This is a genomic window from Flagellimonas sp. 389, from assembly GCF_018449435.1.
In the GTDB taxonomy this organism is placed as follows: domain Bacteria; phylum Bacteroidota; class Bacteroidia; order Flavobacteriales; family Flavobacteriaceae; genus Flagellimonas.
This window is the reverse complement of sequence record NZ_JAHCMU010000015.1, coordinates 64,101-80,422: the sequence shown is the minus strand read 5'-3', so window position 1 is coordinate 80,422 and position 16,322 is coordinate 64,101. Positions and strand designations below refer to the sequence as shown.

Annotated in this window: 11 protein-coding genes; 1 reads left to right on the top strand and 10 read right to left on the bottom strand. The window is 37.3% G+C overall.

The annotated features are described in order from the left end of the window. Nucleotides 1-183 precede the first annotated feature (183 nt). Entirely contained in the window at nt 184-2,916 is a 2,733-nt protein-coding gene (gene ppdK / locus KIM67_RS13730; protein WP_213832129.1) for a pyruvate, phosphate dikinase, read from the bottom strand. Between the two features lie 430 nt (nt 2,917-3,346). Between ppdK and KIM67_RS13725 the strand changes: the two genes are divergently transcribed. Beyond that, the gene (locus KIM67_RS13725) at nt 3,347-4,597 is read left to right on the top strand and encodes a mechanosensitive ion channel family protein (protein ID WP_213832128.1); all 1,251 of its coding nucleotides are present in this window, start codon (nt 3,347-3,349) and stop codon (nt 4,595-4,597) included. Nucleotides 4,598-4,656: 59 nt separating this feature from the next. Here the strand turns inward: KIM67_RS13725 and KIM67_RS13720 are convergent, their stop codons facing one another. From KIM67_RS13720 to KIM67_RS13680, 9 genes are all read right to left on the bottom strand, one after another. Further along, nucleotides 4,657-5,763 carry an MBL fold metallo-hydrolase gene (locus KIM67_RS13720; RefSeq protein WP_213832127.1) on the bottom strand — a complete coding sequence of 369 codons (1,107 nt, stop codon included), beginning with the start codon at nt 5,761-5,763 and terminating at the stop codon, nt 4,657-4,659. Nucleotides 5,764-5,809: 46 nt separating this feature from the next. Continuing rightward, entirely contained in the window at nt 5,810-7,009 is a 1,200-nt protein-coding gene (locus KIM67_RS13715) for a sorbosone dehydrogenase family protein (RefSeq protein WP_213832126.1), read from the bottom strand. A gap of 150 nt (nt 7,010-7,159) precedes the next feature. After that, the gene (locus KIM67_RS13710) at nt 7,160-8,131 is read right to left on the bottom strand and encodes a DUF4249 family protein (RefSeq protein ID WP_213832125.1); all 972 of its coding nucleotides are present in this window, start codon (nt 8,129-8,131) and stop codon (nt 7,160-7,162) included. Then, nucleotides 8,121-8,366, bottom strand: coding sequence for a DUF4249 family protein (locus KIM67_RS13705; protein ID WP_213832124.1), 246 nt, complete (start codon nt 8,364-8,366; stop codon nt 8,121-8,123). The genes KIM67_RS13710 and KIM67_RS13705 overlap by 11 nt, the downstream gene beginning before the upstream one ends. Nucleotides 8,367-8,494: 128 nt before the next feature. Next, nucleotides 8,495-9,637, bottom strand: a complete 1,143-nt coding sequence (locus tag KIM67_RS13700; protein WP_213832123.1) for a DUF4249 domain-containing protein — start codon at nt 9,635-9,637, stop codon at nt 8,495-8,497. A gap of 67 nt (nt 9,638-9,704) precedes the next feature. Further along, entirely contained in the window at nt 9,705-11,492 is a 1,788-nt protein-coding gene (locus KIM67_RS13695; RefSeq protein ID WP_213832122.1) for a hypothetical protein, read from the bottom strand. Further along, nucleotides 11,480-12,655 (bottom strand): DUF4249 domain-containing protein, encoded by a 1,176-nt coding sequence (locus KIM67_RS13690; protein ID WP_213832121.1) that lies wholly within the window; start codon nt 12,653-12,655, stop codon nt 11,480-11,482. Before KIM67_RS13690 ends, KIM67_RS13695 begins: the two co-directional genes overlap by 13 nt. 5 nt (nt 12,656-12,660) lie before the next feature. Then, nucleotides 12,661-15,435, bottom strand: coding sequence for a TonB-dependent receptor domain-containing protein (locus KIM67_RS13685; RefSeq protein WP_213832120.1), 2,775 nt, complete (start codon nt 15,433-15,435; stop codon nt 12,661-12,663). Between the two features lie 11 nt (nt 15,436-15,446). Further along, a complete protein-coding gene (locus KIM67_RS13680) occupies nt 15,447-16,187 on the bottom strand; it encodes a hypothetical protein (protein WP_213832119.1) in 741 nt (246 codons plus the stop codon). Between the last annotated feature and the right edge of the window lie 135 nt (nt 16,188-16,322).

Here is a 16,322-nt window from a genome sequence, read left to right as displayed (position 1 = left end):
ATTCACTTGTCAAAAAATCAATATTTTATAAAATCGATTTTTGACCTAGTGGAACTTTTGGCATTTTGAAGTCACAAGGCTACTTTAACCCCATCATGATGAATGGTAAATCATCCTTAAAAAAAGCAGTCTTTCAACTCCATAAAATTGAAAGACTGCTCAGTCATGGTAATCCTAAACCAACTAGTTCATTTGCGCTTTTATGGCCGCTTGCGCAGCGGATACCCGTGCAATCGGAACTCTAAAAGGTGAACAGCTGACATAATTCATTCCATTTTTATAACAAAACTCTATGGAACTAGGTTCGCCACCATGTTCTCCACAGATACCTACTTTTAGATTTGGTTTTGTACGTCGACCATAAGATGTTCCCATTGTGACCAACTTACCTACGCCTTCTTGATCTAAAGCCTCAAAAGGATCTACCTTCAAAATTCCTTTCTCTAAATAAATGGGAAGGAATTTACCAGCATCATCACGACTGTATCCATAAGTGAGCTGGGTAAGGTCATTGGTTCCAAATGAGAAGAAATCTGCATGCTCAGCAACAGTATCGGCCAATAGGGCAGCCCTAGGAATTTCAATCATTGTCCCCACTAAATACTCAACTGTGTTTCCATATTCTTCAAAGACTTGTTGTGCTGTGGTTCTTATAATTTTTTCCTGTTCCAAATACTCGTTCACAGTACTCACCAACGGCACCATAATTTCTGGTTTGGACTCAATTCCTTTTTCCTTCAGATTTAATGCAGCTTCGATAATCGCTCTTGTCTGCATTTCTGTTATTTCTGGATAGGTATTTCCTAAACGACAACCGCGATGGCCCAACATAGGATTGAACTCCTGGAGCTCAGCCACTTTGTTTTTAACCGCAGTAAGCGAAATATGCATGTCCTCGGCAAGTTCTTTTTGCGTGGCCAATTGGTGCGGAACAAACTCGTGCAATGGCGGATCAAGCAAACGAATGGTAACTGGAAGGCCTTCCATAGCTTCAAAAATACCTTCAAAGTCTTTTCGTTGCATGGGCAACAGTTCTTCCAATGCCTGTTTTCTACCTTTTGTTGTATCTGCCAAAATCATTTCCCGCATGGCCTTTATCCGATCTAACTCAAAAAACATATGCTCGGTTCTTGTAAGACCTATACCGCTCGCACCAAAGCCTAAGGCAATTTTTGCATCTTTGGGCGAATCAGCGTTAGTTCTCACCTCCATGGTAGCGTATTTGTCCGACAATTTCATGATTTCGGCAAACTCTCCACTCAACTCAGGTTCGCGGGTTGCTACCTTTCCTTCAATGATGTTTCCTGTTGATCCGTTTAGGGAAATCCAATCCCCTTCTTGATATACTTTGCCATCAACAGTAAGCGTTCTGTTTTTATAGTTGATTTTTAAAGCACCGGCCCCAGAGATACAGCATTTACCCATTCCACGGGCAACAACCGCGGCATGTGAGGTCATACCGCCTCTTGCCGTCAGAATACCTTTGGCAATGTTCATACCCTCCAAGTCTTCGGGAGATGTTTCTATTCGTGTTAAAATCGAATTCTTAAACTTTTTCGCCTCATCAGCAAAAAATACGATTTGACCCGTTGCAGCACCTGGAGAAGCTGGTAGGCCCTGTGCAATTACATTTGCCCTATTGAGCGCGTTCGTATCAAAAACAGGATGTAAAAGTTCGTCCAGTTTAATTGGTTCGATTCGCATTAAAGTTTCTTTTTCGTCTATAGAACCCTCTTTCAAAAGATCCATAGCGATCTTGACCATTGCGGCACCAGTTCTTTTACCATTTCGAGTTTGGAGAATCCAAAGCTTTCCATCTTGAATGGTAAACTCCATATCTTGCATATCCTTGTAATGATTTTCAAGGGTTTCTTGATATGTATTGAGTTCTGTAAATATGGATGGCATCAATTCTTCCAATGAAGGATAGTTATTTGCTCTTTCCTCTTCCTCTATTTTGGCCAATTCAGCCCATCTTTTTGAGCCAAGTGCGGTAATTTGTTGCGGTGTTCGCACTCCTGCCACTACATCCTCTCCCTGAGCGTTGATAAGGTACTCTCCATTGAATACGTTTTCTCCAGTGGCTGCATCTCGTGTAAAACACACCCCTGTTCCTGAATTCTCACCCATGTTACCGTACACCATGGCTTGAACATTAACGGCTGTACCCCAATCTGCAGGATATCCATGCATGTTTCGGTAATAAACCGCCCTATCCCCGTTCCAACTGTTGAATACGGCAATCACACTGCCCCACAGCTGCTCCCATGGATCCATTGGAAAATCATGGCCTACACGTTTCTTTACGGCATCCTTGAAATCATAAACAAGATCCTTTAAATCTTGAACCGTGAATTCTGTATCCAATTGAATTTCCCGCTTTTCTTTAAGGTTTTCCATGATTTCCTCAAAAGGATCTATATCGTCTTTTGATTCAGGTTTCATTCCTAGAACAACCCCACCGTACATTTGAATAAATCGTCGGTAAGAATCCCATGCAAAACGTTCGTTACCCGTTTTTTTGATCAGTCCTTTTACAATCTCATCGTTCAACCCTAAATTAAGCACGGTATCCATCATACCGGGCATGGACACACGTGCCCCTGAGCGAACAGAAATTAAAAGTGGATTCTCTTTGTCACCAAAAGTCGCGCCCATCACTTCTTCAATATTGTGTACGGCATTTTGAACATCTTCCTTGATCAGACTTAACACTTCTGCTTCACCAAGCTCATTATATTCGGTACAGACTTCTGTGGTTATTGTAAAACCAGGTGGTACTGGGATACCGATAGTACTCATCTCGGCCAGGTTAGCACCTTTACCGCCTAGTAGATTTTTCATTTTGCTATTTCCATCGGCGGACTTGTTACCAAACCGATAAACCCTCGTACGGGTTTTATCCAATACTTCCATATTCATTTTAGTTTTAAGGTATGCTTCAACAAAAATTCGACTATAAAATTAGGTTCAACGAGCACTAATTTTCATGATTTATGTCATATGCTAGTGGGGAGCTTGGTAAACAAAGCTGAATATGTAGCAAGAAGGGACCATTGCAGATTCTTTTTGGCTTAAAAAATAGAAAAGTCCTTTATAATCTCTAGCTTTTATTTCAAGCAATAGTTCTTGAATGTGATAAAACTGACATATGTTTTAAAACAATTATGTCAATTTTTGTCGATAGCGGTATAAAACTGAAATCACTTCGCCGTATTCCTTTTTCAATAAAATATTGAAGACTTAAGCTGAATTGGCGATTTTTAAGAAGCATTTTACAATTACCCTAATGTGTGATACCATTTAAGCCATACTTTTACAATTAATTTGAGAATTAGCTGTTATTATGGACAAAAAATATGGTCGTCTGCTACATGACTATCTACTGAAAACGGGAATCGAGGAAAATATAGTTTCGTATGTAAACCTGTTCATACTTTTTATTGGTATTCTTGTGTTTGCATGGTTGTTAGACTTTGTTATCTGGAAGGTACTTAGATCACTTTCCGTGCGTACTGCAAGACGAACAAAAACCAATTTTGATGACTTTTTGGTCGCTAATAGAGTCCCTAGATATCTTGCACACATTATCCCTTTGTTATTGCTTTTTGAATTAATGCCACTTGCTTTTTTAGATTTTGAATATGGTGGTTTATTGATGCAAAAAGCACTTTCCATCCTTGGCGTACTATTAGCACTATTTTTAGTAAAAAGTCTATTATCAAGTATCAAAGATTTTTTAAGGACATTACCACATTTGAAGGATAAACCTTTGGACAGTTATATCCAAGTTTTCATGATTTTTTCTTGGATTGGTGGGGTTTTGACTGTTTTCGCCATTGTTACAGACACTACCATATGGAAATTCTTCACTGCACTTGGTGCGGCTTCCGCGGTTATACTCTTAATTTTTAAAGACTCTATTTTAGGGCTTGTAGCAAGCATACAGGTGAGCATAAACGATATGGTACGTATTGGTGATTGGATAACTTTTGAAAAATATGGTGCCGATGGAGATGTTATCGAAATCTCCCTGGCAACTGTCAAAGTACAGAATTTCGACAAAACCATCACCACTATTCCAACATATGCATTGATTTCGGATTCATTCAAAAATTGGAGAGGGATGCAGACCTCCGGTGGTAGACGGATTCGAAGGGCATTGATTATTAGACAACAAAGCATTAAATTCTTAAGTCTTGAAGATGTGGCCTCTCTCAAGAAAATTCAACTTATCACTAGCTATTTAGAAACGCGAACTGAAAAAATAAATACGTTTAACGAAGAACGTGAAGCTGATAAAAATTTGGCCATTAACGGAAGGAACCTTACCAATCTTGGCGTTTTCAGGAAGTACATAGAAAGTTATCTGGAGGGACATTCAGCAATCAACAAGGACATGACTTTAATGACGCGCCAACTGAGTCCAACACCACAGGGAATTCCTTTAGAAATTTATGCTTTTAGCAGCGATAAAAGATGGGAGAACTATGAATATATCATGGCTGATATCTTTGATCATTTATTAGCGGCCCTACCCTATTTTGACCTAGAAATCTTTGAACTGCCCACTTCGTTGCATGTAGCAGTGAAATAAGAATATAATACTATTCTCACCTTATCAGTTTTATATTTTAAAAAGATATGCCTGAAAAGTTAGTTGCGCCACCAGGTATCATTGTACCCTGAAAGCTCTTCTAAAAGTATAGGTTCTCCTATTTTGGGTGTGACTAGACCTATATCTGAAGTTCCACCTTTTTTGACTACACGCTCTATAGGGTCTGTCCAAGAATGCAGTGAAAGCTTGAACGCACCCCAATGTATGGGCATTATATATTTTGCCTTAACATCGATACCGGCCTGTACGGTTTCTTCTGGGAACATATGAATATCGGCCCAAGACTCATTATATTGCCCACACTCCATCATCGCGAAATCAAATGGGCCGTACTTTTTACCTATAGTCTTAAAATGACCACTGTACCCACTATCGCCACTAAAGAATATGCTTTCATCCATGGATTTAATTACCCAAGAACTCCACAACGTACTTTGCCTATCATTGAACCTACGCCCAGAAAAATGCTGAGCGGGGGTACAAACAAACTTTAAATCACTGAACGTTGCTTCTTGCCACCAGTCCAACTCTGTAATAGCATCATTGGGTACATCCCAAGCTTTCAAATGTACGCCAACACCCAAGGGCACATAAAAATGTCCGACTTTATCTTTTAGTTTTCGAATGGATTCATAATCCAAGTGATCATAGTGATCATGAGAAATTAATACAGCATCAATCCTAGATATTTTCTCAATTGCTATTGGTAGTTCTTTGCTAAAACGTCCACTCCCCAGCCATGGATGCGGTGCTGGCACATCACTCAGCATAGGGTCTATTAAAATATTTTTCCCGTTTATCTGCAAAAGAAAAGCAGAGTGCCCAAACCAAATTAATCGAGTATCTCCATTGTAATCAGCAATCGCCGTCGAATCTATCTTCTGAACTTTCAAAGGCTTATCTGGGCTTCCATTAGTAACTTTGGTGAAAAAAAACTTGCGCATTATTCCTAATGTCTCAGCAAAACTCAAATTTTTGGGAACATCTTTTTCGTTTACAAATCGTTCTTTATTGTAGTTTTTAGATTGTGCATATTCCTTTTGGTCTTCCTTCGTAACCTTACCGCCAAAGCTTGGGTAGAAATTCACAAAAATTATAGAGGTCAGTATTAAAACCCCAATGATGGACAGGATAGTAAAGAGCATTCGTTTGAGGTATTTTTTTAATATTTTCAATTGATTTTTTATTCAATCAATTAACGCTTGCAATACTATTTTCATCATATGAAACTCGGTAAATAGCATCCCCAAAATCATCAGAAATAAGCATAGAACCATCTTTTAGAAACAGGATGTCTACAGGTCTACCAAAGCGTTCTTGACTTTCTTCGTCCAGCCACCCATCTAAAAAAGTCTCATAGCTTACCGCTTTATCTCCATCCAACTTTACCATAGAGATTTTATAGCCTACTTTTGAGGAACGATTCCACGACCCATGTTCGGCGATAAATGCATAATTCCTGTATTCTTCGGGGAACATGTTTCCTGTATAAAATTTAACTGCTAATGGCGCTACATGGGCACCCAAAGCTTGTACAGGCGGAACAAAATCCGAACAGGGGTGCTTGTCCCCAAATTCAGGGTCTTTCACAATACCGCCATGGCAATAAGGATATCCAAAGTGTTCACCAACCGTTGTCACTTTATTTAATTCGCATGGAGGAACATCATCTCCCATCATATCCCTGCCATTATCGGTAAACCAAAAGTCTTTTGTTTCTGGATGCCACGTAAAACCTACTGTATTGCGGACACCTTTTGCAAAAATCTCCCTATTGGTTCCATCGGGATCCATTCGTGTGATCGAAGCAAAACGTTCATCTTCGCTCTCACAAATATTACAAGGTGCGCCAACGGGAACATATAATTTACCATCAGGCCCAAAGGCAATATATTTCCAGCCATGGTGAAACTCGGTAGGATAATCGTCATAGATAATTTCTGGTTTTGGTAGGTTTGATAAATCCTGTTCAATATTTGAATATTTGAGCAATCGACCAACTTCAGCAACATATAGCGCGCCATCTTTGAATGCAACGCCATTCGGAACTTCTAAAGTTGAATCCAAGACCATTACCTTTTCAGCTTTAAAATCCCCGTCCAAGTCCTGAAGCGCATACACTGTTTTTTCATTTCGGGTTCCAACAAAGAGCGTTCCTTCATCTCCCATTGCCATAGACCTGGCCCCATCGATTCCTTCCGCAAATACAGATACCTTAAACCCATTAGGAAGATTTAAGTTTTGAATTGGCAGACTGGTGGAGTCTATTTGCTCTTCTACACTTTCGCTGACAGTTTCTTTTGTTTCTTCTTTTTTTCCATTGCAAGAAATGAACAATGAAAATAGTAGACAACTGAAAATCAGTTTTGGGATAGAAAGATTTAATTTCATGGTAATATTTCTTTTAAGCTAATTTAATTGGACAAAAGTGAATAGTAAAGCTATAACAAAATCATTAATAGTTTTATTGATTGATTTTTAAAAAAAGAATTCATCAAACATCCCATAAATTTCGAAGAATATTTGGTATTCAGATGTATATCAATCCTCCCAAAAATCAGGCTTTATATTAGTTCCATAAATAGTGCAATCGACACATCCTTTAAGACTAATTAAATAAAATGGCTCTTCAGGCTCTGGTGTAAGGCCTTTTGGCCTTTCACCCCTATATCTATATTCTCCAGATTTAATAAGATCAAAAATACCTAAATCAGGATTATTCGGGTCGTATTCCAAGAGAGGACAATCAATTATATAATCAGGTGGGTCATTATCAGAAAATACATCATCGTATTCTATAAAAATACGCTTGGAACTGACCTGTGCTACCTCAAAAAGACCAAGTACACGTATCTTGTCATTATTGTCAGATATAACATTACCTTTTAAAAAGCCAGGCTGTGTCTGTGCAAAAACTGTTCTTATGTTTGAGAATTCTTGAAGATCTTCATAAAATGTATGTGCAGTTTGCGATTGTACATATTGATTTACCAATATACTGTAACGAGTCCGTAGTTCAAATGCATTTTTAGGTAAAAACCTAATTTGAAAGTCCTTTACCTGACTTTCCAGAAGATTTTCTGTTGTTGTAATAACAATGGAATTGGATATTTTCGACTGGTAACAGATATTGTCTTCTGTAGTTCTTGGTACCTTCTTCAATATAGGAGGATTCTCCGATACTACTACCAAATCGAAAATAGGATTGCTGAAAGAAACTATCTTATAAGTCTCCTCATAATCGTATCTATAAAAACGGGCATCACCTTGCAAATCAGACCCACTCGCAAGTATTGCGACCCCATCCTCCCCATTTTCAGCTGTAGCTTTTACGGCCCTTAAGCTTTCAAGCTCCGCATCACTATCAATGGATATTGGGCCTGCACTAAAAGAGCTCCCCTTTGCTGTAACAATGGAGAGAGAATAATCAATTCCTTGACGTGCTCCAAATGGAGCTGCAGATATGTATTTTCCATGTTCATTTTCCAAAAAGATATAATCGCTACCTATCATTGCCTGAAACCCTTACAATGGCGTTACGTTCTTCTTCTACTGGGCTATCAAAAACAAACGTCCTTGAAAGATTGATTTCCTGTAGTTTTTCTTCACTAGTGATAAAGGCATCTACAACCAATATATCTTCAAAGTCCTTTGTGGGTGCTTCAAACGGCTCCGTACAGCTGGATATAGAAGAGATAGCTATCAAAAATACTATTACTAAATATTTATATCTACAAAAAAGTTTCATTTCCAGTTATAAAAAACTTATTAGTTACTTATTGGAAATACCGTGACATCTTCAATCCTCTCTATCAGTACGACATATACAAGAGCAATTGAAACTGTAAGGTTCCTTACGATAATGATTCAAAAAAATCAATCTTCCCAAAAATCAGGTATTTCTGTAGTACCGTAAACCGTGCAATCTATGCATCCTCGTGGGCTGACAATGTAAAGGATTGCACTTGGAGTAGGCTCCTCTCCTCGGTATTTATGTGTGCCAGATTTGATAAGTTCAAAAAGTATAGGACTCGACAAAGGATATTGCTCAGTTGGACAATCCCTTATAAACTCTGGAGGGTCATTTTCTGAAAAAAAATCGTCATACTCTAAGAATATACGCTGCGAACTTACTTGTGCTACTTCAAAAAGCCCCAATACCCTTGTTCCATTCGTATTTTCAGCAAGGATGTTACCCTTAATGAAGCCTGGTTGTGTTTGGGCAAAAACTGTGCGTATGTTCGAGAAGTCACGTAGGTCTTCATAGAAAGTCTGTGCTGTTTGTGACTGAACGTATTGGTTCACCAAAATACTGTATCTACTTCTAAGTTCAAAGGCTGTCTTTGGCAGAAACCTCACTTGAAAATCCTGAACACGGCTTTCCGATAGATTCTCCGAGGTCGCTATCGATATTTCGTTTGAGAGCTGTGTTCGATAACACACGCTTTCTTCTCTTGTTTTAGGTACTCTTTCCAATATAGGTGGTGTTTCGGAAACTACTACCAAATCAAAACTAGGGTTAGCAACTGAAACCACTTGGAAGGTTTCCTCATAATCATATCGGTAAAAAACTGCTTCGCCCTCAGCATCAAAACCTGTTGCTAATATAGCAACACCTTCCTGCCCATTTTCCGAGGTGCTTCTCACCCCTCTTACACTCTCCAATACAGCATCTTGCGAAATTGACAAAGGACCTGCCCTAAAAGAATTTCCATTGGAAGTATTTACGGATAGTGAGTAGGAAACCCCGGGTTGGGCACCAAAAATAACATCAGACACATAAGTGCCAGGTTCTGTTTCACTAAATACAAAGTTATTTCCCGTATCATCGGATATCGAAACAACCGCCCCATTTTCTGTCTGCAAAGTACTACCAAACAAGAACGTATTGGAGATATGTATCTCCTGACGCTTTTCCTCACTGGTGATAAGCGCATCTATTACCAAAATCTCCTCAAAGTCTTCCTCGGGAGCATCAAAAGGTTCGGTACATCCATCTACACAGAACACCGCAACCATTAAAGTTAATATTCCCCGTATACATTTTAAGCTCCCCAACATCATATTAATAGATAATTATCAAAAATCATTCGACGGTAATAGTTTCCTTCAGTGATACTGGCTGCCCTGTCTCAGTGAACCCTTCCAAAGAAATCTCAAAATTACCAGATACATCCGAAGTGAAAAAGGTAATGGTTTCATCTTTATCCAAGTCTATATTTGGAAGCCATAAAAGCTGTTGTCTTAAATCGGGAATACGTTTTGATTGCTTTATTGTTGAATCTACATAAGTCTGGCGAAAATAGTCTTTAATCTCTGTTTGCCTATCCAACTTCAAAGCTTTCAAACCATCTTTGTTAGGTGGTATTTGATAATTGAGATCAAACGTTTGTATATCAATTACGCCATCAAAAATCTGAGAACCAATTCGATAATATTGTCTTACAATATTGATTCTTTCGATTAGATTTGAATTAAAATTTTTTATGAAGTAATCCTGATCCTTGACCAACAAACCATCTACCAGGAGTAGTGATGTAAACTCTGAATTATTAAATTCCCCATTCAACGTTCTTAGATTAAAAGAATATGCACCATCCTTAGTTTGCATTAACCATACATTATTCAAAATTTCCAAAACCGTTTCTTTAACGGTTGGAAACCTTGTATAATCATCCAAAAGATAGGTTTTAGCTTTTTTACCATAAAAATTTAGCTGTCCGCCCTCACTAACAATAGTATCAGGTTTTACTTTGAAATAAGCATTTTCTATTTGATTTTGAATACTTTGCTTTAGAATCAAATCGTTCATGTCTGGGTTTAGTTTGAAAGATTTGAATTTTAAGTCATTTACATCAACTAAAGTTGGAGGATTTTCTATCTCCACAGTCAATCCATCAACCTTTTCTTCAAGAATTTGAATAACTGCTTCTTCACTTCTATATGGTTTGCCAATATTAAAATAGAATTGTCCAGATGCATCCGTCCTAGCAATTTTTAATTGATAGTTTTCTCCGGGAATAGAAAATGATACTTTGAGATTACCAACTGGTTTGTCTGGATTATTGGTAACCACCTTACCAGTAATAAGTTCTCCCCTAAGTTCAGGTAGTATGAAATTTTTTTCAAAAATTGGTGTCGAAATCTTAGTCAAAGCTAGATGATCGAAAGTAGTTTTTTTGTGGTTTGGGAAAATGGGATCATACCTACGTACCGAAATGGAATATGCCCCATTTGGAATTTTTTCAGATCTTTTTCCTTCAAACTTAATAGTTACAGCTTCCCTTTTGCCAAATTGCTTTTTGGTTGGGGCCATTTTCATCGGATTTTCACCCAATCCGAATGAAGGCGCCTTGGAAGTTTTTGAATCAATCTTACTTTGTATTGAATCTGATTCAAGAAAATTCTTTTGATTATTACTATATGGGTTTATTATAGCTATGTCCTCTTGAGAAAACAATCCTTGACCCCAATTACCCATCCACTTGGTGTATGCTACAAGTTTATAATTTCCAGATGGTGTGCCTACTGGTAAAAAGAAATCACCTTGGCCAATTCCATTATCCAGCTTAATCTTTTGTCTAAATACACGCTCTCCACTTTTATCGATTAACTCCAAATAAGCCATTTTACTAATATGACTCAACCTTTTGGTTTTTGGATTCAAACAATAGATTTTGAAATACATGTATTCCCCGACCATATAGAAAGATGAGTTGTAATGGACAAAAATGCTTTCTGGCGCCGTGCTCTCAAATATCTTTTTTTCATCTTCCCCAATTGATTTGTATTGCCCATAACTTTGTAACGAAATGGTAATGATAAAAAAACTGACTAAAATCCTCATATTATAGTTCATAATTAATCTTCCCAAAAATCAGGTTTAACATTACTTCCGTAAACAGTACAATCTATACAGCCAATTGGGCTAGCAACAAATCCGCTTGGATCCCCGTCACCTCTATATTTATGCGTCTTTCTTTTAATTAAGTCGAACAAGACAGGATCTCGGCTCCCGCCTTGTACAACAGGGCAATCCCTAATAAATCTTGGCGGGCTATTATCAAAGAAAAAATCATCATACTCAAAAAATATACGTTTTGAACTTAACTGTGAAACTTCGAAAAGCCCTAAAACTCGAGTGTCACTCTCATTGTCTGAAACGATATTGCCTATTATAAAACCAGGCTGGGTTTGAGCAAATACTGTTAACACATTGGAAAAATCCCTTAAATCTTCATAAAAACTTTGGGCCGTTCTGGATTGTATGTATTGATTTACCAATATGCTGTAACGGGTACGAAGTTCAAAGGCAGTTTTAGGGATAAACCTTACTTGAAAGTTCTCAATTCTACTCTCCGTTAAGTTTTCAGAAGTTGTAAGGAGAATTGAATTGGAAAACTGTGTTCTATAGCATATATTCTCTTGTCTCGTTTTAGGTACTTTTTCCAATAACGGTGGATTTTCAGATGCCACAATCAAATCAAATTGAGGGTTAGCTACGGAAACTATTTTAAATGTCTCGACGTAATCATACCTATAAAAAATCGCTTCTCCTGTAGGATCGAAGCCATCCGCGACTATCGCTATACCTTCTTCACCTTCTTCAGTAGTTGTCCTCACTGCCCTTATCTCTTCCAATTCTGCTTCTTGTTCTATGGATATAGGTCCTCCAATAAAGGAATCGCCTTGCTGTGTAATAACGGAAAGGGAATAAAGTACCCCAGGTACGGCCCCAAAGGAAGTGTCGGAAAAGTATTGGCCAGGTTCTCGTTCAGTAAAAGAATACGTACTGTTATCATTACCTACAATTTGAACTACTGCCTCTCTTTCAGCTTCAAGTTCAGCATCAAAAAGAAAAGTTCTTGAAAGATTTATCTCTTGAAACTTATCTTCCGTAGTAATAAGTGCATCTATGACCAAAATATTTTCAAAGTCTTCGGTAGGCGCGGTAAAGGGTTCTGTACACCCAAGAATGTATAATAACGGGACCACTATGGTTAATATGTTATTTTCAATTCTCAAATTTAAAGTCATCTTTTTTAGAACTTAAAATTATACGTAATAGAAGGTACCGGAATATTGAAAATTGACGCTTGCTGGCCCTGTACTTCGCCATTCTCTGTGACAAAAAAGACAGAGAATGGGTTGTTTCTTCCAAGCACGTTATATATAGATATAGTCCAGAAACTATGGGCAAATTTTTTAATCTTATGATTACCCTCTATATTAAGACCAATATCCAATCTATAAAAATCAGGAATCCTGAAACTGTTTCTATCACTAAAAACAACAAATTCTGAATTATCAAAAGAGAAACTACCCACAGGAACGGTTACAGGTCTACCTGTCTGGTATGTGAAGTTAGTAGAAAGACTAAATCTTTTGGAAAATTTGTAATTCGTAACTAAACTCAAATCATGGGGCTTATCAAAATTGGAAGGGAAAAAATCGCCATTATTAATTTGTTCTTCAGGAAATTCACTGTCGAACTTAATAAAAGAGCGAGAATAAGTATATCCCAACCACCCGTTAAGCTTTCCTTTATTTTTCCGAATCAAGAACTCCACTCCATACGATTCTCCTTCACCTTGTAATGTTTCTAAAACAATATTCTCGTTGAGTAATATTTGAGCCCCAGTTTTAAAGTCGAGAATGTTATCGGAACGCTTATAAAATCCTTCAAGACTAAGCTCAAATGTGTTTCCATCAATATTTTTAAACAAACCTAGGGTAAACTGGTCTGCACTTTGTGGTTTGATATTTGAATCAGAAATTTTCCAAGTATCTATCGGCGATACGGTTGTATTGTTCGATAGCCTATGAATGTATTGATAGGTTCTTCCATATCCACCTTTTATGGACAAACTTGGATTCAACAAGTACCTCGCCGATATACGAGGTTCTGGATTGAAAAAAGATTCAATCACCTCATTTCTTTCAAAGTCTAATGTATCAATTATCGATCCTTGATTTCTTGGTTGACCTTCTTCAAAAACTGCTTGGGAACCTTGTCCCAATGCTAAAAAATTTGAAAGCCTTACCCCAGCCTCTACCGAAAGTTTATCTGTAATATCAAGATTTGCCGAAACGAAAAACGCTGATTCCAATCCACGTTCACGATTGATAGATCTAGGCTCAACTATGGAATTGTTTTCATCTAGGGGTTCTATATCGCCTGGGTCGATATTGTACAACTTACTTGCGATACCATAGTTGTACGAAAACTTGGAGTCTTTAATATGATTGATTTTTAACTTCACTTCGCTCTCATTAACTTTGTATCCGAAAAGGAAGTCATCGTTAGAATCACCATCGAATTCTATATCGAAATCATACTGGCTATTTGAGGCAACCAAGCTACTGGTTGTTTTTTCATTAAAAGCATGGTCCCATTTAAGCGATACAAGTTGATTTTTATAAACGAATAGAGAATCAGAAGTAATGCTAAAGTCATCCCTGCTATAGTAACCTGTAGCCTTTATGCTGTTATTACTATTGATTTTATGATTGTAGTTTGCCAAAAAATCATAAAATGAGGCTTCGCTATTTTCAAGATCTGGTTCGTCCAACGAGCGTAAAATCCAATTGGCATAAGCCCCTCTTCCTCCCAGCAACAGTGAAGATTTATCCTTAATCACTGGAAGTTCAATCACAGCATTACTCGTAACGGGGCCTATTGATGCTTCCCCTTTAATGGTTTCGACATCCGCATTCTTTGTTTTAATGTCAAAAACAGAAGACAATCTTCCTCCATACTCCGAAGGGAAACTACCTTTGTAAACATTTAAACTACTAATCGCAAAAGGGTTCAACGCCGAAAAAATACCGAAAAAGTGTTGCGGATTGTAAACAACCGCATCATCCAATAAAATCAGGTTCTGATCTGACTTACCTCCTCTAACATTGAAGCCTGCTGATCCTTCACCTGCTGTTGATATTCCTGGTAAAGAAGTTGCTACTCTTAAAACATCCCTTTCTCCCAAAACCAATGGGATATTTTTCGACTCTTCTGCGTCGATTCTTTCAGAGCCACTTGTCGTATTAGCCACATTTTTATCAGCATCTGCCTCTACTATTACCTCGTCCAAAAGTTCAAGACTTTCATTTAAGGTAAAATCGAGACTGCCATCATTATATATAACCACTCTTTTTTTTGTGTTCTCAATTCCCAAAGCGATCATTTCCAAAATATGTGTTCCAAGCGGTAGTCGTATTTCATAAGCTCCATCTGTATTTGTAATCGCAGCTCTGTTCTCGTTTCTCACAACAATTTGTAAATCTGGTATTGGATCTCCTGTCGTACCGTTCAAGATGATACCTTTAAGAGTAGCCGTTCTAGAACGTTGCCCCCTATTTCTTTTTCCTACCCTGAACGTCTCAATAGTGGTAGGGCTATTGGAGTCAGATCTTATGGCAAGAATAGGTATGTCAGCTTCATCTAAAAGCCGAAAATCTTGATTTTTGACCGTATCGTTTAGGTTGTTTTTTTGAAAGACCTCTGGTAAAGAGTCATAAACAATACTGTTTTTTGTTAAAACCACTTTGTTGGCCTCAAGCATATAAAAATTGACTTCTATTTTACCTAAAATATCTTCTAGAATAACATCTATTGTAGAATCATATTCCCCAGATACTAAATTGGTACCAAGCCATTCTTCAAGATAATAAAATTCATAGTCCGTAACTTCTTCAATTTTGGACAATGCTTCAGAAATGGTAATATCATCAAAGGACAAGGATATTCTTTTTCCCTCGTTTTGCCCTAACGCGACATTTACCATTGTTAAACAAATCAATAAAAATAATAATCTCATGCGGTTTGGTTCTATGCTGTTTTTAATTGCTTCACTTCATTTAATCTAGTTAAAAGCAATTTGAAGAAAGTGTCGGGATCAGACTTTAAAAGTTTTTTGTAAGCTCTATAGTAATCCTTTATTACATTTTTTTGGTCTGGGAAAATTGAAATTAAGTCTTTGCTAACTGCCGCAGGAAAGAAAGTATTATTATACTCTATTATGTATGTATTGCTTTGATTGAATTCGTAGAATATCTTGGCGCCCTTAGCCTTTTTCGAAGATTTTTTGATTTGCTTCTTATAAAGAGTTAAGAACTCTGTTTCTGAAAGTTGTTCGCAATAACCTATGGGTTCGTTAGTCTTTTGATTACGGGCTTTTATATGAACAAATTTTTTATCAAAGAGTACAAAACCGTCTACTAGAGATTTAATTAGCTTAAAGGCCAAACCACCAGAGGAGTTTTGAGGCCTAACTATTATCTCATCATAAAACAAATCATATTTGATATAAATCTTGTAATGATGTTGATTATCGTAACGAACGTACCCCTCTGAAAAATCATTAGTATCAAGAAATTGATGTTTTCCTTCTAAAACGATGAAATCATTGTTGTATTGAACTCCATTGTAAAGACCCGAAACCTCATCTCCAATGATGCTATCGAAAGTTTTGTATAAATTTTTGTTTTGAGTACCCGATTGAGCGACAATAGTATTCGTAAAAAAGCTCAAAAAACCGAAAGTAAAAATAAAGAACACTGAATTAGTCATGCTCTAAAAATAGTGTAAGAATTTAAACCTTTTGAACATAAACAATTTATTAACACTTTAAAATCCATTAATTTTTTTTATGAATGTATCTAAAAGTGCTTATGGAAAACTCGAAATGCCTATTAGCTTTAAATA

Coding starts and splice junctions, on each gene's coding strand:
- ppdK (WP_213832129.1), bottom strand. CDS start 2,916: ATGGAAGTATTGGATAAAACCCGTACGAGGGTTTATCGGTTTGGTAAC.
- KIM67_RS13725 (WP_213832128.1), top strand. CDS start 3,347: ATGGACAAAAAATATGGTCGTCTGCTACATGACTATCTACTGAAAACG.
- KIM67_RS13720 (WP_213832127.1), bottom strand. CDS start 5,763: ATGCTCTTTACTATCCTGTCCATCATTGGGGTTTTAATACTGACCTCT.
- KIM67_RS13715 (WP_213832126.1), bottom strand. CDS start 7,009: ATGAAATTAAATCTTTCTATCCCAAAACTGATTTTCAGTTGTCTACTA.
- KIM67_RS13710 (WP_213832125.1), bottom strand. CDS start 8,131: ATGATAGGTAGCGATTATATCTTTTTGGAAAATGAACATGGAAAATAC.
- KIM67_RS13705 (WP_213832124.1), bottom strand. CDS start 8,366: ATGAAACTTTTTTGTAGATATAAATATTTAGTAATAGTATTTTTGATA.
- KIM67_RS13700 (WP_213832123.1), bottom strand. CDS start 9,637: ATGGTTGCGGTGTTCTGTGTAGATGGATGTACCGAACCTTTTGATGCT.
- KIM67_RS13690 (WP_213832121.1), bottom strand. CDS start 12,655: ATGACTTTAAATTTGAGAATTGAAAATAACATATTAACCATAGTGGTC.
- KIM67_RS13685 (WP_213832120.1), bottom strand. CDS start 15,435: ATGAGATTATTATTTTTATTGATTTGTTTAACAATGGTAAATGTCGCG.
- KIM67_RS13680 (WP_213832119.1), bottom strand. CDS start 16,187: ATGACTAATTCAGTGTTCTTTATTTTTACTTTCGGTTTTTTGAGCTTT.